The organism is Mesorhizobium sp. M0563 (genome assembly GCF_040321065.1).
GTDB lineage: Bacteria > Pseudomonadota > Alphaproteobacteria > Rhizobiales > Rhizobiaceae > Mesorhizobium.
The window spans coordinates 56773-76539 of sequence record NZ_JAMYQV010000002.1 but is presented as its reverse complement, the minus strand read 5'-3'; the positions used below and the strand labels follow the sequence as shown (position 1 = coordinate 76539).

Sequence of the window (19767 nt, the reverse complement as noted above, 5' to 3'; positions counted from 1 at the left end):
CGCCATCCCCTCTCGGCTACCCCTCGCCCGACAGATCGCGCCGCGCCTTGTCGAGTTCCTCGGCATAGCGGCGCATCAGGTGGCCTTCGGTCAGCAAACCGACCACCTTGCGATCGGTGAAATCCTCGACCACTGCCAATTCCTCGGCGCCGGCGCGCTGGAAGGTCTCGGCCGCCGACTGCACGTTCATGCTCGGCACCAGCACCGCATCCCTAAATTTGGCGAAGGACAGCACCGGCATCTCGTCATCCGACAAATGGCTGTGCAATTCGGCGACGATCAGCACGCCGACATAGTGCAGTTCGGCATCCACCGCGATGACGCGCTGCGAGGCACCGAGCGGCACCTGCTTGCGGAATGTTGCAAGCGTCGTCGAGGCGTCGATGGTGCGGACATCCTTGCGCATCATCGAGCCGACCGTCAGGCTGCGCATCCAGCCTACATCATGGGCGCTGCGGATGGTTTCGCCGCGCAGGTGAAAGCGCCATGTCGAGAAGGAATAGCCAAACGTTTCTCGCACCAGGATCGCCGCCATGAGCGAGGCGGCCAGCACCACGCCGGTCAGCGTCAGGTCGCGGGTCGATTCCAGCGCCAGGAAGGTCATCGTCAACGGGCCACCGACGACGCCGACGGCGAGCGAGGTCATGCCGACGACGGCGGCGACGGCGGGGTCGATGCCGGTCGCCGGCGAGACGAACGCCATCGCGCCGGCGAACATCTTGCCGAGCAGGGCACCGAGGAACAAAGAGGCAAAGAACAGCCCGCCGCGGAAGCCGGAGCCGAGCGAGATCGCCGACGCCGACAGCTTCAGCACGAAGACGCTGGCCACCACGGCCAGCCCGTAATTCATCGCGAATTCGCGGTGCAGCGCGCCATGGCCGCTGGACAGGACCTGCGGCGTGATCAGCCCCAGCAGCCCGACCATCACGCCGCCGATGGCTGGGCGCAACGAGGCGTCGATCGACAGCCGCGCAAAGATGCGCTCGATCAGGCTCACCAGATGCATGATGGCGATCGAAGCACCGCCACCCAAAAGCCCGAGCAGCATGAACGGCAAATACTGGCTGACGGTGAGCGCCGGCAGACCCGCGAGCTCCAGCGGAAACGGCACGCCGCCGAACATTTCGGCGGTCAGCGAGGCCGAGATCGCGGCGGCCATCACCGGCGCGACATTGGCGACCGAATAGATGCCGATGACCAGCTCGAAACCGTAGAAGGCGCCGGTCAGCGGCGCATCGAAGGCGGCGGCGATCGCGCCGGCCGCACCGCAGCCGACGAGGATGCGGACATCGTTGCGGCGCAGCCTGAACAAGCGCGCCAGCCGCGACGCCAGGCCGGAACCCACCTGCGTGTAGCCGGCCTCGAGCCCGACCGAAGCGCCGAAGCCGCTCGAGATCATCGTCTGCCCGGCGATGATGAAAGTGTCGGTCAGCGACATGCGGCCGCCGTAAAGGGCGTTGGCTTCGATCGGATCGACCGGCGTGCGGAACTTCCGCTTTCTCAGCCAGATCACCGTCAGCCCGAGCAGGATGCCGCCGATCGCCGGTATCAGCGCTTGCTCCGGCCTTTGCAGCGAAAACATCGCCGAAAGCCGACCACCGGGCTGAACGCCGAACATAAGCCCATGCAGGACCTGCACCAGTTCGCTCATGCCGGTGACCAGCGCACCCGCTATCACCCCGACCAAAGCCGCCAGAATGACGACGGCGATGCCGCGCGCCTCGAGCAGCGGGATCGATCGGATCAGCACCGCGCGCAGTCGGCGGGCATAGACTTGCGGTTCGTTTCTGGAAAGCACCGGGGCGGCTCGCCGATATCAAAAGGGGAGTGGTGCCTGATACGCCCGGCGGCTTTGCATGGCAACAATGCCGGCCGCCAAGGTGTCATGCCCGCGTGATGCTGCGGCGATAAAGCCCATCTTCAGCTCGGGGAACCGCGTTGACGTAAACGTCAACCCGAAGCTATATGCGCCGACCGTGGCTGTAAAACCAGGCAAGCGGCTTCGGCCGGGTCGAAGCGCCAAGGCGCGACAAACGCAACCAGACGAGGAGAACCGCCATGAGCGTTCAGGAGATTGCCGACAAGATCAGGTCGCGCGTGGCGAGCGCCGGGTTCGATCGCTCCGTGAAATTCGACACCGGCAGCGACGGCGTCATCGTCATCGACGGCGCCGATGTCTCGACCACCGATGCACCGGCAGATTGCACCATACAGCTGTCGCTCGACGATTTGGACTCGCTGATATCAGGCGATCTCAACCCGACCATGGCCTTCATGTCCGGCAAGATAAAGGTCGAAGGCGACATGAGCGTCGCCATGGCGCTCAGCCAGCTGATCGGCTGATCGCTTAAGGTGAGACAAGCCGCCGCGCGCGACGACGGCGGCTTCGAACCATCAGGCAGCGAGCGACAGCCGCTGCGCCTTCAGCTTGCGCCCGGCCGCCTTCAACGTGCCCTGCGCGCCGTCGAGCGCGCCGACCACCAGTTCCCGCGCCAGCAGTCGGTGCCGCTCGTAAGGCCCCGGCATGGCCAGCGAGCCGGTCTTTGCGGCCGAAAACCCGAAGCGCTCGTAATAGGGTGCGTCGCCGACCAGCAGGATCGCCGCATGGCCAAGCCGCTCGGCCTCAGTCACTGCATGGCGCATCAGCGCCGAGCCGATGCCGGCATTTTTCAGCGCCGGGTCGACCGCAAGCGGGCCGAGCAGCAGCGCTGCCTTGCCGCCCTCGCCCAGCACCACGTCCCACAACCGCACGGTGCCGGCAACAGTGCCCGACGCATCGCGCGCGACAAAGGCAAGGCCCTCCGAAGGCCGGCGGCCGCGCCGCAGCTTTTCCGACGACTTTTTCCGGCGCTTCGGCCCCATGGCGCGATCGAGCAAAGCCTCGCGCGCGCCAACGTCGGCGGCGGTTTCGGCAGTGATGACAAAAGCGCCGGCAATCTCCCCCCTCGAGGGGGAGATTCCCGCGGCGCCTTCAACAATGAAATCCAAAACGTCCATTTCCGCGATCCTTCACGAGCGGATTGTTCCACAGGCGAGCCCGGGCGGGCGACAGGCGCCCACCTCGGGATGATCTGATCGGTTCTTTCGAACCGTCAGATCACGTAGGATCGGAGAGGTTCGAAGCCGTTGAAGGCAACCGACGCGTAGGTCGTCGTGTAGGCACCGGTGCCCTCGATCAGCACCTCGTCGCCGATGGTCAGCGACAAGGGCAGCGGATACGGCGTCTTCTCGTACATCACGTCGGCCGAATCGCAGGTCGGGCCGGCGAGCACGCAAGGCGCGGTCTCGGTGCCGTCATGCGCGGTGACGATCGGGTAGCGAATCGCCTCGTCCATGGTCTCGGCCAGACCGCCGAACTTGCCGATGTCGAGGAACACCCAGCGCACATTGTCGTTGTCGGCCTTCTTCGAGATCAGCACGACCTCCGACTTGATGACGCCGGCATTGCCGACCATGCCGCGGCCCGGCTCGATGATCGTCTCGGGGATCGCGTTGCCGAAGTGCTTCCTGAGCGCCGAGAAGATCGCCTGGCCATAGGCCTGCGCCACCGGCACATCCCTGAGATAGCGGGTCGGGAAGCCGCCGCCCATATTGACCATCTTCAGCACGATGCCCTCTTCGGCGAGCGTCGCGAACACCTTCTTGGCGTCGCCCAGCGCGCGGTCCCAGGCGGTCAGGTCGGTCTGCTGCGAGCCGACATGGAACGACACGCCATGGGCGGCGAGACCGAGCGCCCTGGCATGGCGCAGCACGTCGACCGCCATCGCCGGCACACAGCCGAACTTGCGCGACAGCGGCCATTCGGCGCCCTCGCCGTCGGTCAGGACGCGGCAGAACACGCGAGCGCCGGGAGCGACACGGGCGATCTTCTCGACCTCCTCGACGCAGTCCACCGCAAACAGCTTAATGCCGAGCTGGTAGGCGCGCTGGATGTCGCGCTCCTTCTTGATGGTGTTGCCGAAGGAGATGCGGTCCGCCGGCGCACCGGCGTCCATCGCCATCTCGACTTCGGCAACGGAAGCGGTGTCGAAGGACGAGCCCATCGCAGCAAGCAGGCGCAGGATTTCCGGCGCCGGGTTTGCTTTCACCGCATAGTAGATCTTGGAATCGGGAAGCGCCTTCTCGAAGGCGCGGAAATTGTCGCGCACCACATCGAGGTCGACGACGAGGCACGGGCCGTTCGGACGTCGGGTAGCGAGGAAATCAAGGATGCGCTGGGTAGCCATCGGGGTCTCTCCATCAGCGCCTTTCGGCGCGCACAAAGGCTTGCGGACGCGGGCTCTCGGCCTCGCGAACACGCGGTGGACAAAGGCGGGACGGAAATCCATGGAACCAGCCGGTGGAGACCCCGGAACCATGAAGCGCCGTCTCGCGGCGGTGAACCTTGGCCTTGCCCGGCCTCGGTTCGCTTTGTCTGCCTTGGCTTGGATGGGAGACCCGTCCGCACTGCCGGCAATGAAGGTGTGCCTCTTCAGTAACCCCGGTCTTTGGACGACCGGCAGAACACCAGAAAGGCCCGCACCGTCGTTGCTTCAAGGTGTCCTCGGTTGGCGGTTGGCCGCTAAACCGACTGGAGGGGTTGGCTCCAGTTACCTTACCGATTGCCCTCACCATTCGAGGATCGGCGGACACCCACAGGCACGTGCGACTTTGGGCAAGCGCGATATAAGAGCGAAAGATTTCACAATCAATAAAAATCGTATGGCAGGTTGTAAAATTTGTGGCATCGAACAATGCTGCGGCAACCAGAAGAACAATGCTGCGGCAAGCACATCCGGATATCGAACGCATGACAGGCACTCGCGGCCCGCTGAACGCTTTTCTCGACCTTGATCAAACCCCTGTAGCCAATGCGAAATCCGGCCCGCTTGCCGGCTTGCGGCTGGCCGTCAAGGACATCTTCGACGTCGCCGGCTACCGCACCGGCTGCGGCAATCCTCAGAAATACCGGGACGCTTCACCGGCCATGGCGACCGCGCCGGCCGTCCAGGCGCTGCTTGATTCGGGTGCGCGTTTCGTCGGCAAGACGCAGACCGACGAACTCGCATTTTCCCTGCTGGGGCTGAACGCGCATTTCCCGTCGCCGGTCAATCCGGCGGCACCCGATCGCGTCACCGGCGGCTCGTCCTCCGGTTCTGCCGCGGCTGTCGCCGGCGGGCTTGCCGACATCGCCACCGGCTCCGACACCGGCGGCTCGATCCGTGCGCCGGCAAGCTTCTGCGGCCTGGTCGGCCTCAGGACGACGCATGGCCGCATCCCGCTCGACGGCACCATGCCGCTGGCGCCTTCGCTGGACACGGTCGGCTGGTTCGCCAGGGATATCGTCGCCTACGAAAAGGTCGGCACGGTGCTGCTCGGCGACGATCCGCATCGCCACGAACTGGTAAGCCCTCTTGCCCTCGACGCGCTGGACAGCCTCGTGCTCGGCCCGCTGGAGGCCGAGGAATATCGCGCCATGGTCCGCGGTGTCGCTACGGTGCTGGGAGCGCCGCGCAGCGTTGGCCCGCTGTCGCATTCAATCGACGATCTTTATTGGTGCTTCCGTAAGCTGCAGGGCTATGAAGCCTGGCAAAGCCACGGCGCCTGGATCGCCGGCGGCGACCGCATGCTCGGCCCCGGCGTCAGGGAGCGCTTCGAGCATGGCGCGACCATCAGCGCGACAACCGCGCAGCACGAAACGGAACGTCGCGTTTCGTTTCGCCTCGAACTTGCCGGCCTGCTTGGCGACGACGGCGTTCTTGTGCTTCCGACCGCTCCGGGTGCCGCGCCGCTCAAGGCCGCGACATTCGACGATTTGCAGACCTATCGCGAGCGCGCGCTGAGACTGCTATGCCTTTCCGGCCTGTCCGGTTTTCCGCAAATCACGCTGCCGCTCGGCAGGGCCGAAGGCGCGCCGTTCGGACTTTCGCTGCTCGGTCCGAAGAACAGCGACCGGCAGCTGATTGCGCTGGCCGCCCGCATCCTTTCAGCCCGCCAAGGAGGCGCATGACATGGATACGCTGACCCGCATGCGTGCCTTCATCGACGTGGTCGAGGCCGAAGGCTTTTCGGCGGCGGCGCGCAAGATCGGCCGCTCCAAGGCGCTGTTGTCGAAATACGTGCGCGAGCTCGAGGACGAGCTCGGCGCGCTGCTGCTCAACCGGACCACCAGGCAGTTCTCCCTGACCGAGGCCGGCCACACCTATTACCGGCGCGCCTCGGAGATCGTGCGCGAGGTCGACAGCCTTGCCGATGCGGTGCGCGAATCCTCCGGCGACGTGCGCGGCAGGATCAAGCTGTCGGCGCCGCGTACTTTCGCCGACGCGCCGATCGGCCAATCGCTGATCGACTTCGCCAAGCAGCATCCCGACATCGTCCTCGACATTCATCTCGACGATCGCTTCGTCGATCTAGTCGAGGAGGGCTTCGATCTGGCGGTGCGCATTTCGCGGCTGGAGAATTCCTCGCTGATCGCCAGGCGCCTGGCGCCATTTTCGGTACGGCTTTGCGCGTCTCCCGAACTGATCGCCAAGCACGGCATGCCGGTCAGGGCGCAAGACCTTGCCCGCGTGCCTTGCATCATCGACACCAATGGCCGCTGGCTCACCAACTGGCCGTTCAAGGGCGACAGCGGCGATACCGTGAGCGTTTCGGTTTCCGGCCCGATCGAGGTCAACAGCCCGATGGCGGCGAGGGCCGCCGCGGTGGCGGGATTGGGGTTTTCCATCCTGCCGGATTTCATCGCCGCGCCCGACATTGAAAGCGGCAAGCTGGTGACGGTGCTGGATGACCGCATCCTGCCCGGCGGCGGCATTTTTGCCGTCTATCCGCACCGGCGCTATCTGCCTGCAAAGGTTCGCGTTTTCGTCGACTTCCTGGTGCAGTGGTTCAAGGCACTGGGGAGCGCATGAGCTTCAGCCGCCTTCCGGTCCCATTTTCGCCCCCTTTGTGGTAACTGTCGGCATTCACCGAAGCCGATGGAATCACGACCGAGAATGCACCTGAAACGGCAAGCAATCATGCTGGCTTCGGCCTTGGCGGGGACATTTGCCGCCGTCGGACCGGCTGAGGTGCATCCCCACGTCTTCGCCGAGGCCCGCCTCGAAGTGGTCCTCAGCCCGGATCACCAAACTGTGAAGGCATTGCGCCATCTCTGGCGCTTCGACGATTTGTTTTCGAGCACGGTGATGATGGAATTCGACAAGAATTCCGACCTGAAGCTCGACGACAAGGAGCTGAAGGAAGTCGCCGACACCGTCCATGCTTCGCTGGCGGAGTTCAATTACTTCCAGCTTGTCACCGTCGATGGCAAGGACGTGGCGATGAACCCGCCGCCGCATTTGATGGCCAATTTCGACAACGACCAGCTCATCATCCTGTTCGAATCCGAACCGAAGACGCCGATCAAGCTCAGCGGCAAGATCGATATCGGCGTCTACGACCCGACCTTCTACACCGCGATCGATTTCACCGAGGATGCCAATCTGCAGGTCGATGGCTTGCCCTCGACCTGCACCAGCAAGGTCGTCCGCCCAAACCCGGACGAGGCGATCGCCGAGAACCAGAAGACCCTGACCGACGCTTTCTTCAATGATCCGACGGGCACCGACATGAGCAAGATCTTTGCCACCAAGCTTGAGCTGACCTGTCAGCCGGAAGGATAGATCCAGTGACGAAACCGTCCCTGCGTTTGGCATTCGGCCTTCTGGCCGCCACCCTGGTGATGACGCACTTCCTCGGCTCCGCCCACGCCCAGAGTTCGCTCGGCATCGGCACCAATGACGGGATGGCCCCAACTACCGGCCCGTTCGCCCACATCCTGATGTGGATCAATCTGCGCCAGCAGGAATTCTATCATGCGCTTGCCGGCGCGATGAAGGCGATGCGCCAGGACGGAAGCAAGCTGTGGCTGCTCATCGGCCTGTCCTTTGCCTATGGCATTTTCCACGCTGCCGGCCCCGGCCACGGCAAGGCGGTGATCTCGTCTTACATGGTGGCCAACGAAGTCGCGCTCCGGCGCGGCATCATGCTGTCCTTCGTCTCGGCCCTGCTGCAGGCGCTGACCGCGATCGTGGTGATGCTGCTCGCCTATTTCGTGCTGCGCGGCACCGCGATATCGATGACCGACGCCGCATGGTTCCTCGAAATCATGAGCTATGTCTTCGTCACCCTGTTCGGCGCCTGGCTGCTGTGGCGCAAGGCTGGCCCGGCCATCCTGCGCCTGTTCGGCGCAAATCCCGGCTACAGCCTCTCGGCTGCCCATGCCGGCCATTCACATGCCGGCCATTCACATTCCGCGCATGCCCATGCGGCACATTCCCACGCGCTTCATGCGCATGACGATCACGACCATGCGCATGACCATCATGACCACGGCGCACACGACCACGCCCATGCTGCGCACGATCACCACAGCCATGCGGCGGGGGAGGTCTGCGAGACCTGCGGGCACTCGCATGCGCCCGACCCGGCGCTGCTTTCCGGCGATCGCTTCGACTGGCGCACGGCTTGGTCGGCGGTGGCTGCCGTCGGTATCCGCCCCTGTTCCGGCGCGCTGATCGTGCTGAGCTTCGCCTTGCTAAATGGGCTGTGGTTCGGCGGTATCCTGTCGGTGCTGGCCATGGCGTTAGGCACCGCAATCACCGTCTCGGCTCTGGCGACGCTTGCGGTCACCGCGAAGAACTGGGCGGTGTATTTCGCCGGCGACGGCCGCATGGGCAACCGCATCCATTCCTTCGTCGAAATCGGCGGTGCCGCCTTCGTCTTCCTGTTCGGTCTGCTGCTGCTATCGGCCAGCCTGACTGGCGCCTGACCTCGTTGCGCCCGATCGGGGTGCTTTAACTAGGGATCCTGCCGCCCAACTCGTCCTCGATATGGACGCGTATGATCTCGTCGAAGCTCGTTTCGGCAGCGAAGCCAAGCTCCCTCGAGCGCCGCGCCTCGAAGCGTGTCGGCCAACCCTTCACGATCGCCCAGATCGTCTCGTCGGGCTCCTCGCGGATCAGTTTGACCGCCTTGGCGCCGGCAACACGTTCCAGCGCTTCGATCTGTTCGCCGACACTGACGGCGACGCCCGGCATCGTCAGGTTGCGGCGCGGCCCGACTGCAGCGCCGTCAATTCCAGCCGCATGGATCAAAAAATTCACCGCCGAACGCGGGCTGGCGTGTGTGTGGATGACCGAGCGCGGCACCGGCAGGATGGCTTCATGGCCGCTCAGCGGCTCGCGGATGATGCCGGAGAAGAAACCTGAGGCCGCCTTGTTCGGCTTTCCCGGCCTGACGCAGATGGTCGGCAGCCTGATGCCGATGCCGTCGAAGAAGCCACGCCTGGTATAGTCGGCAAGCAGCGCCTCGCCCATCAGCTTCTGCGTGCCGTAGGAGGTCAGCGGCGTCGGGTGGAACTCGTCCGGAATGATTTCGGGAAACGGCGCGCCGAACACGGCGATCGATGAGGTGAAGACGAGGCGCGGCGCAAATGCCGCCAGCCGGACGGCATCGAATAGCGCCCTTGTGCCATCGAGATTGACGCGGTAGCCGAGATCGAAATTGGCCTCCGCTTCACCCGACACCACGCCGGCGAGATGGAAGATCACGTCGGGCCGCGGCGCGACCAGATTTGTCGTCGCGCCCGGCGCGGCAAGGTCGCCGGTGTGGACGCTGATGCTGACGCCTTCGAGGGCGGGCGCCTGCGGTGGCACGATGTCGTGAAGGTCGAGCGCGGCGATCTTGCGGCCGCCGAGTGTCCCGTCCTTGGCCAGCCGGGCAATGAGCTTGCGGCCGACCATGCCTGCCGCGCCGGTAATCAGAATGCGCATGTCACTTTCCCTTTTTGCGCTGGCTGCGGCTACGCAGCCAGAACACGACGAAGATTGCCACCATGAAGATCGCGGCGACGACGCCGGCAAGAACCGTCGAGACGTTGCCGACCGCCAGCATCACGGTTGGAAGATAATAGGCTGCGATGCCGAACAGCAGCAAAATCCAGGCGGCGCCGATTGCCGCATTGCGGGTGTCGCGGTCCATCACGCGGCCCCAGGGTAGCGGGCGTTCATGTCGATCGTTGCCAATACCAGGAACTCCCGAAATCAGTGATAGTGGCCACGGTGCGGTGCCGCATCATGCGCGTGATCGTGCTCGCCATCATGCTCATGGCTGTCGGCACATTGGCCGAATTCCGGTTCGACGGTGGCATGGGCTATGCCATGCTCCTGCGCAAGCCGTTTCTTGATCGCGCTGACCGCCATATGCGCGTCGACGCCGTCATTGAGGCAGGCATGCAACGTCGCCATGTTGCTGGAACCGTCGATCGACCAGACATGCATGTGATGCACCTCGCGCACGCCCTTGATCGAGCCTTCGATGTCCCTCGCGATCAGGTCGCGGTCGAGGCTTGCCGGCACGCCTTCGAGCAGGACGTGGGCAGCCTCGCGCATCAGCGACCATGCCGTGGACAGGATCAGCAGCGCGACAAGGACCGATAGGATCGGATCAATAGGCGTCCAGCCCGTCGCCAGGATTATCAGCGCCGCGATGATCGCCGCGGCCGAGCCAAGCAGGTCGCCGAGCACGTGCAGGATGGCGCCGCGCATGTTCAAGCTGTCACGGTCGCCGCCATGCAGCACGAAGAAAGAGCCGATATTGACCGCAAGGCCGGCGATCGCAACGACCAGCATCGGCCCACCGAGCACGGGCTCAGGCGTCAGCAAACGCCCCCAGGCCTCATAGACGATCCACAGCGCAATGGCGAAGATGGCGATGCCGTTGGTGTAGGCGACCAGTGTCTTGACCCGGCCGAAGCCGTAGGTGAGGCGCACGGTCCCCGGCCGGCTCGCAAGATGAAAGGCATACCAGGCAAGGCCGAGCGCAATGCAGTCGGCAAGCATGTGGCCGGCATCCGCCAGCAGCGCCAGCGATCCCGTCAGGAGACCGCCAAGCGCTTCGACGACCATGAAGCCGGCGGTCAGGCAAGCCGCGATCAGCACGCGCTTCTTGTCGGTCGAGCCATGCACATGCCCGGCACCGTGACTGTGGTCGTGGCCCTGCGCGGCATGGTCGTGGGTATGCGCCATCTATGAGCTCCTGCTAGAGCCTGATCCATCCCGGCAGAACCGGGATGGAGGCTCTGTCTTCTTGTTTGACCACGATCTTATCCGAAAAACCGGCGTCCACTTTTCGGGATCATGGTCAGGCGCCGAACTCGGCGCGGAAATCCTCGAGCCGCCGCTTCTGCTGGCCATCGCTGTCGAAATTGGCCGGATCGAGCCACGCCTCATAGGCTCTGCGCAGATCAGGCCATTCCTTATCGATGATCGAATACCACGCGGTATCGCGGTTTTCGCCCTTGACCACAAGATGCTGACGGAAAACGCCCTCGAACTTGAAGCCGAAACGTTCCGCCGCGCGCTTCGACGGCTCGTTGCGATTGTTGCATTTCCATTCGTAGCGGCGGTAGCCAAGCTCGTCGAAGACGTACTTCATGAACAGGAACTGCGCTTCCGTCGCCGCCGGCTTGCGCGAGATCAGCGGTCCCCAATAGATGTTGCCGATCTCGATCACGCCATAGGCCGGATCGATGCGCATCAGCGTCTGGCGCCCGGCGACCTTGCCGCTGGCCTTGTCGATGACCGTGAAGAACAGCGGGTCATCGCTGGCTTCGGCCTTGTCCAGCCATGGCTGGAAGGCGGCGCGGGTCTGCGGCGGGTCGTCGAACAGCCAGGCGAAGCGGCCGCCGGCATCGACCACTGACGAGGCCTCGAACAGGCCGTCGCCGTGCTTTTCGGCGTTGAGCGGCTCCAGCCTGACAGTGCGCCCCTCCAGCAACTTGCGTTCGGGCCGCGGGCGCGGTTGCCAATTCTTGAGATTTTCCGACACGGAAACTCCAATCCGTTTGACTTTTGCGGGCGGACGCTCACAAAAACGCACGCTCTCTGAAAGAACCACACGGACGGGAAAAATGCTCCACACGATTTCGGCCTTCGACCGCCTCGGCGAGGAAAATGCGTTCGCAGTGCTGGCGCGTGCCACTGCACTTGCCCACCAGGGCCGCGACATTGTCAATCTCGGCATCGGCCAGCCCGACTTCAAGACGCCGCAGCATATCGTCGAGGCCGCGATCAAGGCGCTACGCGATGGCCATCACGGCTATACGCCGGCCAACGGCCTGCTGGCGACGCGCGAAGCGGTGGTACGCCGCACGCTGGCCACCACTGGCGTCGAAGTCTCGCCGGAAGCGGTGATGATCCTGCCCGGCGGCAAGCCGACCATGTTCGCGGCGATCCTGATGTTTGGCGAGCCGGGTGCCGAAATTCTCTATCCCGATCCCGGCTTTCCGATCTACCGCTCGATGATCGAGTTCACCGGTGCCGCCCCCATCCCGGTGCCGATGCGCGAGGAGAACGGCTTTGCCTTTTCGGCCGCGGAGACCTTGGCGCTGATCACGCCGAAGACCAGGCTGCTGATCCTCAACTCGCCGGCCAATCCGACCGGCGGCGTCACACCGCGCGCCGAGATCGAGAAGCTGGTCAAGGGCCTGGAAGCGCACCCGGATGTCGCCATCCTTTCCGACGAGATCTACGACGTGATGACCTATGACGGCGAGACGCATTGTTCGCTGCTCGCTTTCCCCGAAACCCGCGACCGGCTGATCGTGCTCAACGGCTGGTCGAAGACCTGGGCAATGACCGGCTGGCGCATGGGCTGGTCGATCTGGCCGAACGGCGACAAGGGCGCGCATCTCTACGATAAGGTGCGCAAGCTGGCGGTCAATTGCTGGTCCTGCGTCAACGCGCCGAGCCAGTATGCCGGCATAGCCGCCATCGACGGCCCGCAGGACGATGTCGACACGATGATGCGCGCCTTCGACCGCCGCAGAAAGGTCGTGGTCGAGGGGTTGAATGCCTTGCCCGGTGTTTCCTGCATTACGCCGAAAGGCGCCTTCTATGCCTTCCCCAATGTTTCCAAGACCGGCTGGAAGGCCAAGAAGCTCGCCTCGGCGCTGCTCGAGGATGCCGGCGTGGCGCTGATCGGCGGCCCCGATTTCGGCATTCTCGGCGAAGGCTATGTCAGGCTATCCTACGCCAATTCCGAAGAGAACATCCTGCGCGCGCTGGAGCGGATCGAGACGTTTCTGACGAAGTGAGGCCACGATCGACGAAAGGAGACGCCAGATGTTCTATGCCATTCTAGCCTATCACGAGGAAGAAGCGATTACGGCGCTGACGCCGGAGCAGGATTCGGCGCTGATGACCGATCTTCTCCAGATCAACGATCGGCTTTACCGGCAAGGCACCCTCGGACCGGCGGCGCGGCTCGGCGCGACACAAGACGCCTGCACCTTGCGCGGGCCAGGCACCGGAATGGTTGTTGACGGCCCCTTCGCCGAGACCAAAGAACAATTGCTGGGACTTTATGTTGTCGACTGCGCCAACCGTGACGCCGCTGTCGACATTGCGCGCGACCTTCGCCGCGTCAATCCGACCGCCGTCTACGAAATCCGCCCGATTTCGCTGTATCTTCCCGGCGTGCCGCTTCGGGTCACGCGGCCCTAATGCATGTCGCGCAAAAGTGTGCAGCGGTTTTGCGATAACGACATGCATAAAAACAAGAATCTAAAAGCGCGTCGCATGAGGCCGGTCGAACGCAACGCGCTTTTAGGACCGAGTTGAGACTAATTTAGCCTCGCCCGACAAACGGCATCTTGGTCGCCATCACGGTCATGAACAGGACGTTGGCGTCGAGCGGCAGGCTGGCCATATGGAGGACGGCATCGGCGACGCGCTCGACATCCATCACCGCTTCGGCGGCAATGGTGCCGTTGGCTTGCGGCACGCCGACCGTCATCGCCTGCGCCATGTCGGTCAGCGCGTTGCCGATGTCGATCTGACCGCAAGCAATGTCGAAGGGCCTGCCGTCCAGCGCCAGCGTCTTGGTCAGCCCGGTGATGGCGTGCTTGGTCGCCGTATAGGGCACCGAGCCCGGCCGTGGCGCATAGGCCGATACCGAGCCGTTGTTGATGATGCGGCCGCCCATCGGCTGCTGCCTGCGCATGGCGCCGAACGCGCCGCGAGCACACAGGAACGAGCCTGTGAGATTGACCCCGACAACGTCGTTCCACACTTCGACCGGGATATCGTCGATCAATGTCGATTTGTAGCTCGTGCCGGCATTGTTGAAGAGCAGGTCGACGCGCCCGAAGGCCGCTGCCACCGTCTCGAACAGATCGTCGACCTGATCGGCCTTGCTGATGTCGCAGGCGACCGCCAATGCCTTGGCCTGTGTCGGCCCGGCCGCGGCGATCGCATCCTCCAGCACCGGCTTGCGGCGACCGCAGAAGACCGTATTCCAGCCGGCCTTGAGCAGCGCCGTGGCGACGCTTTTGCCGATGCCCGTACCGGCGCCGGTGACGATGGCGGTTTTATAGTCGCTCATGGCTGTACTCCCTGAAAGGGATGAGCCATCGCAAATGACGGGAACCATGGCAAGCCGGCCCAAGGCCTGTGCTCGCAAAAAGGGCGGCCATTGGCGACCGCCCCTGATCCGAACCGGGCTTGGGAGGAGGAAAGCCGATCCGACTGCCTGAAATCATGCGCTCACCGGATTAACGAGAGCTAACGCCAATGCCGCCGAGCGCTCCGAGGCTCTCCCCTTCAAGCTACCAGCGCGAACCGGTCACCGGCTTGGCCGTGCTGCCCGCTGCCGGCACCTTCGCCGCCGTCACCGTCGCCTCGACATGGTCGACCAGCGCGTCCGGCAGGCCGAGGCGGCCAGCAAGCAGGTCGAGATAGCCGCGTTCGGCCCGCGTGTCCGGATCGATGGCAAGACGCGAGGCGGTGTAGAGTTCCAGCTTTTGCGCATCGGTCTTGGCGCCGGCGATCAGCACATCCAGATCGAGCGGCGCGTCCAGTTCCGACATCAGGAATTTCTCCGCTTCGGCGCCGACGCCGGCGAGGCTGAGCTTGCCGGCGATCTTCTGCCGCTCTTCGTCATCGACATGACCGTCGGCCTTCGCCGCCGAGATCATCGCCCTGACCAGCGTCAGCGTGAATTCGTCTTCGCCCTGCGGCGCTTGCGACGGATGGAAGGCGGTATCGGCCGGCGGCGGCAGCAATTCCGGTTCGCCGGCGGCTTGCGTTTCGGCCGGCGCGTTGCCGTTCTTGTAGTTCTGGTAGGCCTTGTAGGCGAGGCCGCCGATCGCGGCCAGGCCGCCGAGCTTCACCGCCGCACCGGTGACCTGACGGCCTGGGCCGGTTCCGAGCAGCACCGCGGCCAGCGCACCGGCGGCAAGCGGATTGTCCTTGGCCATCTGCACCGCCTGCCCCGCCTTGTCGCGGACGATCGATCCGGTACCGGGAACTTGCGAGCCGAGCAGATCGTCGAGGAGCTTCTTGGGATCGAACATCTATGCCTCCAGAATTGGCCCGGCCGAAGGTGCGCGGGCAGGTTTGCACGTCGAAGACCTAGGTCCCGCAGTTTGACATTACAATGACGCGGCGCATCCTTTGCCCCGCTTCCGTACATGACCTACGTGTCGAAACCAGCCCCGACTTCGAGTAATGTCGCTGCATGTCGCTTGGGAGGAGCCTGGCATGACCGATGAGACAGACCGCCAGCCGGCACGCGATCCCCAGGAGCTGGAGCGCCTGCTGATTTCACGGCAATGGGTCGGAGACATTGACGGCATGGCCGCGCTTTTGAGCCGCATGCAGTCATCGACAGCGGTGGCGGACAACTGACGTTCGGCCGCGAAGCCATCCGAACGATGTTCGCGGAGGTCACCGCAACCGGCCGAAAATTTCAGTCCGGAGATCAGCGTCCGGCTGTCATCAATGGCGACCTCGCGCTCACCTCGACCCGGCTTCCCGACGGCACGATCACCACCGAGGTCGCACGCCGGCAGAACGACGGGACATGGCTGTGGGTCATCGATCGCTTCTCTGTTGCTTAACGTGAAGTTGCTTGACGTGAAGCTAACTTCCGATGTGACGATCGCCGCGCGCTTGCGCCAGCTCGACCTGGCGCTGGCGCTCGGCATAGCGGGCGCGATCCTCCTCCGAGCGGGCATCGAAGCAATGCGGGCATGAAACGCCGGTTGCATATTCCAGCGACAGCCGGTCTTCTGCGGCTAGCGGATGCCGGCAGGCGCGGCAGAGTTCGGCCTCGCCTTCGACCAACCCGTGCGATACCGAAACGCGCTCGTCGAACACGAAGCATTCGCCTTGCCAGAGGCTCTGTTCGGCGGGCACGTCTTCGAGATACTTCAGAATGCCGCCCTTGAGGTGGAAAACATCCTCGAAGCCAAGCGACTTCACATAGGCCGTCGCCTTCTCGCAGCGTATGCCGCCGGTGCAGAACATGGCGACCTTGCGCCCCTCGAGCTCATGCCGATGCTGCTCGACCCAGGCCGGGAATTCGCGAAAGCTGGCAGTGGCGGGATCGACAGCGCCCTTGAAGGTGCCGAGCGACACCTCGTAGGCGTTGCGCGTATCGATGACGATGGTGCCTGCATCCGAGATCAATGCGTTCCAGTCGGCCGGCGCGACATAGGTGCCTGCACCTGCCGCCGGGTCGATATTGTCCACGCCCATGGTGACGATCTCGCGCTTCAACCGCACCTTCATGCGGTGGAACGGCATCGCTGCGGCGCTGCTGTATTTGATCTCGAGGCCGGCGAGACCTTCGATGGATTCGAGATGACCGATGAGCGCCGCGATTGCCGCTTCACTGCCGGCGACCGTGCCGTTGATGCCCTCACGCGCCAAAAGCAGCGTGCCTTTGATGCCGCGTGCGCAGCAGAAGGCGGCGAGCGGCGCGCGCAGCGCCTCGAAGGTGTCGAGCCGGGCGAAGCGGTAAAGCGCGGCAACACGGAAGGCTTGGCCGGACAGTGTCATCTCCAAGCCACTAAACGCTCACGACAGCCGGATCAAGGCAGAGCCGGGAGCGGTCTGCCCGCGACGGGTTTCGAACACCACGCGTGACATCGCGACACGCCGCGTTTCGTGGACAGAAAAACCGCCTTCTGCTAACCGGTCGACTTGATCAACAGAGGAGAGACGACGAATGCCCAGCACGACCGAAAAGCTCCTGTCGCTCCTCAACGGCCAGCCGGTCATACCGGTGCTGAAGATCGCCAATCCCGCCGACGCGGTGCCGCTGGCCCGGGCGTTGGCCCGCGGCGGCCTGCCGGCGATCGAGATTACGCTGCGCACCGCCGACGCGCTGGAGGCGATCCGCCGGGTGGCGGGCGAGGTCGAAGACGCCGTCGTCGGCGCCGGCACCATCCTGGACGCCCGCCAGTTCGGCGAGGCGGCGGCCGCCGGTTCGAAGTTCATCGTCAGCCCCGGCATCACCCGCGAGCTTCTCGCGGCAGCCAAGGACAGCGAAGTGCCGTTGCTGCCCGGTGCCATCACGCCGGGAGAGGTCATGGCCGCGCGCGAAGCCGGCCTGCGCTTTCTGAAATTCTTCCCGGCCGAACAGTCGGGCGGCATCGCCTCGCTCAAGGCCTTCGCCTCGCCGCTCGCCGACGTGAAATTCTGCCCGACCGGCGGTATCACCGGCCAGAATGCCGCCGACTATCTCAGCCTGCCCAACGTCATCTGCGTCGGCGGTTCCTGGGTGGCGCCGGACGATCTGGTCAAGGCCGGCAAATGGGACGAGATCGAAGCCTTGGCGCGCGCCGCGAGCAAGCTCGGGCGCTAGCATCGCCGCCGATCTGGCCTGCTGCCGATCTGGTTCGCCGGCTGGTTCCCGCTCATGGGCTCGAACCACGATTCACGCCTTCAAAGGGCGCTGTCCTACCATTAGACGAAGCGGGAGAATGCTGACCTTGGTTAGCATCCCGGCACGAAGGAAGCCAGTGCCGGCGGTGGCGGCAGCCGCGCCGGTTGCCAGCGCGGCCTCTACGATATTTGGCCAGCTGTTATTCGGTCTGGAAGCGGGCCACCGACATGAACTTGACGGCCTTGCCGGTGAACCGGTTGGCGTCGGCCATCTCGTTGCCCGGCTGGAAGCCGACGGTATAGACCTCGCTCGGTGCCGTACGGACGAAGTCGTAAGCATAGCGCGGCGCCGTTGTCGCGTCTGAAACGGTCGCGACATACTCGCCGCTGTGCAGCGCCCAACGGGCAGCCTGCGGCGCGGCAGCGACCACCACCGGCTTGGGGCCTGGTTTCAGGTCGCGGGCGGTGGCCCTGGGTTCCTTGCGTGTGGTCTTCACGCCCGCGCCGATGACGGCCGTCGGGTCGGAGCCGGCCGGGCGGGCAACGATGGCCTTGCGCGGCGACGCCCCGTCGCTCGATGCGTCGTCACTCGCCGGTTCCTCGAACACCGATGCTTGCTCGGAAAGCGAAGCGACTTTGTATTCGTCGGTCGCGCTGACCCGTTCCAGAACGGCCTTGACCTCGTCGGGCTGCGAACTGTCGGGCCGCGCCGACGGCAATACCGAGAATGCATCGGTGGCGGTGTTGCTCCGCTCGGCCGCACTCGCGAGCGCCAGCAATACTTGCTTGTCCTGCGGCGCAAGACCAGCCGACGAAAGATCGGCCGGCAGCGAATGATCGGGCCGCCAACTCGGCACGGGAATGTTGTTTGTCGCGACCTGCACCGGGCCGGCCGTAGCCGACGCGTCTGCCATGCCGAACGGAACACTTGCCGACGCCACACTTGCCGGCGCTTGCGCGGTTGCCACCGCCTGTTCGGTGGATGCAGTCGCATCCGCCACGCCGAACGGAACGTTTTCAGGCGGCTGGGCACCGATGTCGGCCTTCGGGCGCGGAGCAAAATCCGGCAGCGGAATGCTGCGCGCCGGCAATGCCGCGATGATCGTCTCCGGCGTGTCGTTCTCCGGTTCAGGCGCAGGCGCCGGAGCATCGGCGACTTCCGGAATCTCGGCACGCTTGGCATCCCGAGGCGCCACGATGGCGATGCCAGGCAGATTGCTGCTCTTGGCCGACGGCGCTGGCTTCACGTTACGGGGCTTTGGCGCTGGCTCGGCCATCGCCACATCGGCGCTGTCGTCCGCCTCGTCGTCGCCGCCGCCGAAGAAGGCTGCCAGGAAGCCGCGGGATTTTTTTCCACCGCCGCTTGCGCTGGCCAGTTCGATGGCCGGCGCGCCGGCGCCCTTACGGGCCTTGTAGGAGGCGAGCGCCTGTTGATAACCGGGCAGCGGCTTGCCGTCGCTCGGCACATGCAGCGTCTTGCCGTTGGGGAACACGCGCGCCAGTTCCTGGCGGCTGATGCCGGGCCAGTGGCGCACATTGCCGACATCCATATGCACGAAGGGCGAGCCGGAGCTGGGATAATAGCCGACGCCGCCGCCCTGCATCCTGAGGCCGATGTCGCGCAGCTTCTTCAGCGGCACACCGGGAATGTAGAAATCCATCGCCCTGCCGAGCATGTGCTGGCTCTTCTCGGCGACGCCCCTACTGCGGCTGCGCAGCATCGAATTCGTCGACGGCGAACGATAACCGCAGACGACCTGGATATAGTCGGTGGCGCCGCTCTCCCGATAGGCTTCCCAGACCAGGTCCAGCAGGCGCGGATCCATCTTGGTCGGCTCGTTGCGACGCCAGTCGCGCAGGATGATGTTGATCTTTCGCAAGCCCGCTTGATCGTAGCGGCCGTTGCGCTTGTAGACGATCTCCGCCTTTTCATGCGTGTGGAGATGATAGAGCTTCAGCGAACGTGTCTCGGCGCCGGCGCCGGTTGCCGCCGCTGCAAGGAACCCGACGGCAACAATCACCGCTGCCAGCCATCTCGGCCAGACGCTCATGTGATAATGCCGCCCGTTTTTGT

Annotated in this window: 21 protein-coding genes and 1 tRNA gene; 10 read left to right on the top strand and 12 right to left on the bottom strand. The window is 64.5% G+C overall.

The annotated features are described in order from the left end of the window. Positions 1-16: 16 nt before the first annotated feature. A complete protein-coding gene (locus NKI50_RS03045; RefSeq protein ID WP_352494726.1) occupies positions 17-1798 on the bottom strand; it encodes a chloride channel protein in 1782 nt (593 codons plus the stop codon). A gap of 260 nt (positions 1799-2058) precedes the next feature. Here NKI50_RS03045 and NKI50_RS03040 point away from each other — a divergent pair, with 260 nt between their 5' ends. Next, positions 2059-2343: an SCP2 sterol-binding domain-containing protein gene (locus NKI50_RS03040; protein ID WP_023720213.1), complete on the top strand. Its 285-nt coding sequence runs from the start codon at positions 2059-2061 to the stop codon at positions 2341-2343. Positions 2344-2394: 51 nt separating this feature from the next. Here the strand turns inward: NKI50_RS03040 and NKI50_RS03035 are convergent, their stop codons facing one another. Both NKI50_RS03035 and odc2 read right to left on the bottom strand, forming a co-directional pair. Beyond that, positions 2395-2997, bottom strand: coding sequence for a GNAT family N-acetyltransferase (locus NKI50_RS03035; RefSeq protein ID WP_352640205.1), 603 nt, complete (start codon positions 2995-2997; stop codon positions 2395-2397). 95 nt (positions 2998-3092) lie between these two features. Further along, positions 3093-4226 carry an ornithine/lysine decarboxylase gene (gene odc2, locus NKI50_RS03030; protein ID WP_352640204.1) on the bottom strand — a complete coding sequence of 378 codons (1134 nt, stop codon included), beginning with the start codon at positions 4224-4226 and terminating at the stop codon, positions 3093-3095. 563 nt (positions 4227-4789) lie between these two features. On the opposite strand from odc2, the gene NKI50_RS03025 reads away from it, so the two are divergent. From NKI50_RS03025 to NKI50_RS03010, 4 genes are all read left to right on the top strand, one after another. Next, the gene (locus tag NKI50_RS03025; RefSeq protein WP_352715339.1) at positions 4790-5989 is read left to right on the top strand and encodes an amidase; all 1200 of its coding nucleotides are present in this window, start codon (positions 4790-4792) and stop codon (positions 5987-5989) included. Between the two features lies 1 nt (position 5990). Beyond that, positions 5991-6890: a LysR family transcriptional regulator gene (locus NKI50_RS03020; protein WP_352640202.1), complete on the top strand. Its 900-nt coding sequence runs from the start codon at positions 5991-5993 to the stop codon at positions 6888-6890. Positions 6891-6974: 84 nt separating this feature from the next. Next, positions 6975-7643: a DUF1007 family protein gene (locus NKI50_RS03015; protein WP_352524577.1), complete on the top strand. Its 669-nt coding sequence runs from the start codon at positions 6975-6977 to the stop codon at positions 7641-7643. Beyond that, positions 7640-8791 (top strand): nickel/cobalt transporter, encoded by a 1152-nt coding sequence (locus NKI50_RS03010; protein WP_352640244.1) that lies wholly within the window; start codon positions 7640-7642, stop codon positions 8789-8791. The genes NKI50_RS03015 and NKI50_RS03010 overlap by 4 nt, the downstream gene beginning before the upstream one ends. A gap of 25 nt (positions 8792-8816) precedes the next feature. On the opposite strand, the gene denD is transcribed toward NKI50_RS03010, so the two are convergent. The 4 genes from denD to NKI50_RS02990 form a co-directional block, all read right to left on the bottom strand. After that, positions 8817-9794: a D-erythronate dehydrogenase gene (denD, locus tag NKI50_RS03005; protein WP_352640201.1), complete on the bottom strand. Its 978-nt coding sequence runs from the start codon at positions 9792-9794 to the stop codon at positions 8817-8819. 1 nt (position 9795) lies between these two features. Beyond that, on the bottom strand, positions 9796-10002 hold the full coding sequence (locus NKI50_RS03000; RefSeq protein ID WP_031194351.1) for a hypothetical protein: 207 nt from the start codon (positions 10000-10002) through the stop codon (positions 9796-9798). 62 nt (positions 10003-10064) lie between these two features. Beyond that, entirely contained in the window at positions 10065-11048 is a 984-nt protein-coding gene (locus tag NKI50_RS02995; RefSeq protein WP_023720205.1) for a cation diffusion facilitator family transporter, read from the bottom strand. A gap of 115 nt (positions 11049-11163) precedes the next feature. Beyond that, positions 11164-11850 carry a GNAT family N-acetyltransferase gene (locus NKI50_RS02990; RefSeq protein ID WP_023720204.1) on the bottom strand — a complete coding sequence of 229 codons (687 nt, stop codon included), beginning with the start codon at positions 11848-11850 and terminating at the stop codon, positions 11164-11166. 82 nt (positions 11851-11932) lie between these two features. Between NKI50_RS02990 and NKI50_RS02985 the strand changes: the two genes are divergently transcribed. Both NKI50_RS02985 and NKI50_RS02980 read left to right on the top strand, forming a co-directional pair. After that, positions 11933-13117, top strand: a complete 1185-nt coding sequence (locus tag NKI50_RS02985) for a pyridoxal phosphate-dependent aminotransferase (protein ID WP_352481960.1) — start codon at positions 11933-11935, stop codon at positions 13115-13117. Between the two features lie 28 nt (positions 13118-13145). Then, positions 13146-13526, top strand: coding sequence for a YciI family protein (locus tag NKI50_RS02980; RefSeq protein WP_352481958.1), 381 nt, complete (start codon positions 13146-13148; stop codon positions 13524-13526). Between the two features lie 124 nt (positions 13527-13650). On the opposite strand, the gene NKI50_RS02975 is transcribed toward NKI50_RS02980, so the two are convergent. Further along, the gene (locus NKI50_RS02975; protein WP_352481957.1) at positions 13651-14406 is read right to left on the bottom strand and encodes an SDR family oxidoreductase; all 756 of its coding nucleotides are present in this window, start codon (positions 14404-14406) and stop codon (positions 13651-13653) included. Positions 14407-14629: 223 nt separating this feature from the next. Next, a complete protein-coding gene (locus tag NKI50_RS02970) occupies positions 14630-15376 on the bottom strand; it encodes a tellurite resistance TerB family protein (RefSeq protein ID WP_352715335.1) in 747 nt (248 codons plus the stop codon). A 187-nt stretch (positions 15377-15563) separates the two neighbouring features. On the opposite strand from NKI50_RS02970, the gene NKI50_RS02965 reads away from it, so the two are divergent. Further along, on the top strand, positions 15564-15710 hold the full coding sequence (locus NKI50_RS02965) for a hypothetical protein (protein ID WP_352640200.1): 147 nt from the start codon (positions 15564-15566) through the stop codon (positions 15708-15710). A gap of 26 nt (positions 15711-15736) precedes the next feature. After that, positions 15737-15922, top strand: a complete 186-nt coding sequence (locus NKI50_RS02960) for a hypothetical protein (RefSeq protein WP_352640199.1) — start codon at positions 15737-15739, stop codon at positions 15920-15922. A 22-nt stretch (positions 15923-15944) separates the two neighbouring features. On the opposite strand, the gene trhO is transcribed toward NKI50_RS02960, so the two are convergent. Then, positions 15945-16865 (bottom strand): oxygen-dependent tRNA uridine(34) hydroxylase TrhO, encoded by a 921-nt coding sequence (gene trhO / locus NKI50_RS02955; protein ID WP_352481954.1) that lies wholly within the window; start codon positions 16863-16865, stop codon positions 15945-15947. Between the two features lie 169 nt (positions 16866-17034). Here trhO and NKI50_RS02950 point away from each other — a divergent pair, with 169 nt between their 5' ends. After that, positions 17035-17673 (top strand): 2-dehydro-3-deoxy-phosphogluconate aldolase, encoded by a 639-nt coding sequence (locus NKI50_RS02950; RefSeq protein ID WP_352481952.1) that lies wholly within the window; start codon positions 17035-17037, stop codon positions 17671-17673. Positions 17674-17715: 42 nt separating this feature from the next. Here the strand turns inward: NKI50_RS02950 and NKI50_RS02945 are convergent. Beyond that, a tRNA-Gln gene (locus NKI50_RS02945) sits at positions 17716-17789 on the bottom strand. 104 nt (positions 17790-17893) lie between these two features. After that, positions 17894-19744, bottom strand: coding sequence for a peptidoglycan L,D-endopeptidase MepK (locus tag NKI50_RS02940; protein ID WP_352481951.1), 1851 nt, complete (start codon positions 19742-19744; stop codon positions 17894-17896). Between the last annotated feature and the right edge of the window lie 23 nt (positions 19745-19767).

Coding starts and splice junctions, on each gene's coding strand:
- NKI50_RS03040 (WP_023720213.1), top strand. CDS start 2,059: ATGAGCGTTCAGGAGATTGCCGACAAGATCAGGTCGCGCGTGGCGAGC.
- NKI50_RS03035 (WP_352640205.1), bottom strand. CDS start 2,997: ATGGACGTTTTGGATTTCATTGTTGAAGGCGCCGCGGGAATCTCCCCC.
- odc2 (WP_352640204.1), bottom strand. CDS start 4,226: ATGGCTACCCAGCGCATCCTTGATTTCCTCGCTACCCGACGTCCGAAC.
- NKI50_RS03025 (WP_352715339.1), top strand. CDS start 4,790: ATGACAGGCACTCGCGGCCCGCTGAACGCTTTTCTCGACCTTGATCAA.
- NKI50_RS03020 (WP_352640202.1), top strand. CDS start 5,991: ATGGATACGCTGACCCGCATGCGTGCCTTCATCGACGTGGTCGAGGCC.
- NKI50_RS03015 (WP_352524577.1), top strand. CDS start 6,975: ATGCACCTGAAACGGCAAGCAATCATGCTGGCTTCGGCCTTGGCGGGG.
- denD (WP_352640201.1), bottom strand. CDS start 9,794: ATGCGCATTCTGATTACCGGCGCGGCAGGCATGGTCGGCCGCAAGCTC.
- NKI50_RS03000 (WP_031194351.1), bottom strand. CDS start 10,002: ATGGACCGCGACACCCGCAATGCGGCAATCGGCGCCGCCTGGATTTTG.
- NKI50_RS02995 (WP_023720205.1), bottom strand. CDS start 11,048: ATGGCGCATACCCACGACCATGCCGCGCAGGGCCACGACCACAGTCAC.
- NKI50_RS02985 (WP_352481960.1), top strand. CDS start 11,933: ATGCTCCACACGATTTCGGCCTTCGACCGCCTCGGCGAGGAAAATGCG.
- NKI50_RS02980 (WP_352481958.1), top strand. CDS start 13,146: ATGTTCTATGCCATTCTAGCCTATCACGAGGAAGAAGCGATTACGGCG.
- NKI50_RS02975 (WP_352481957.1), bottom strand. CDS start 14,406: ATGAGCGACTATAAAACCGCCATCGTCACCGGCGCCGGTACGGGCATC.
- NKI50_RS02970 (WP_352715335.1), bottom strand. CDS start 15,376: ATGTTCGATCCCAAGAAGCTCCTCGACGATCTGCTCGGCTCGCAAGTT.
- NKI50_RS02965 (WP_352640200.1), top strand. CDS start 15,564: ATGACCGATGAGACAGACCGCCAGCCGGCACGCGATCCCCAGGAGCTG.
- NKI50_RS02960 (WP_352640199.1), top strand. CDS start 15,737: ATGTTCGCGGAGGTCACCGCAACCGGCCGAAAATTTCAGTCCGGAGAT.
- trhO (WP_352481954.1), bottom strand. CDS start 16,865: ATGACACTGTCCGGCCAAGCCTTCCGTGTTGCCGCGCTTTACCGCTTC.
- NKI50_RS02950 (WP_352481952.1), top strand. CDS start 17,035: ATGCCCAGCACGACCGAAAAGCTCCTGTCGCTCCTCAACGGCCAGCCG.
- NKI50_RS02940 (WP_352481951.1), bottom strand. CDS start 19,744: ATGAGCGTCTGGCCGAGATGGCTGGCAGCGGTGATTGTTGCCGTCGGG.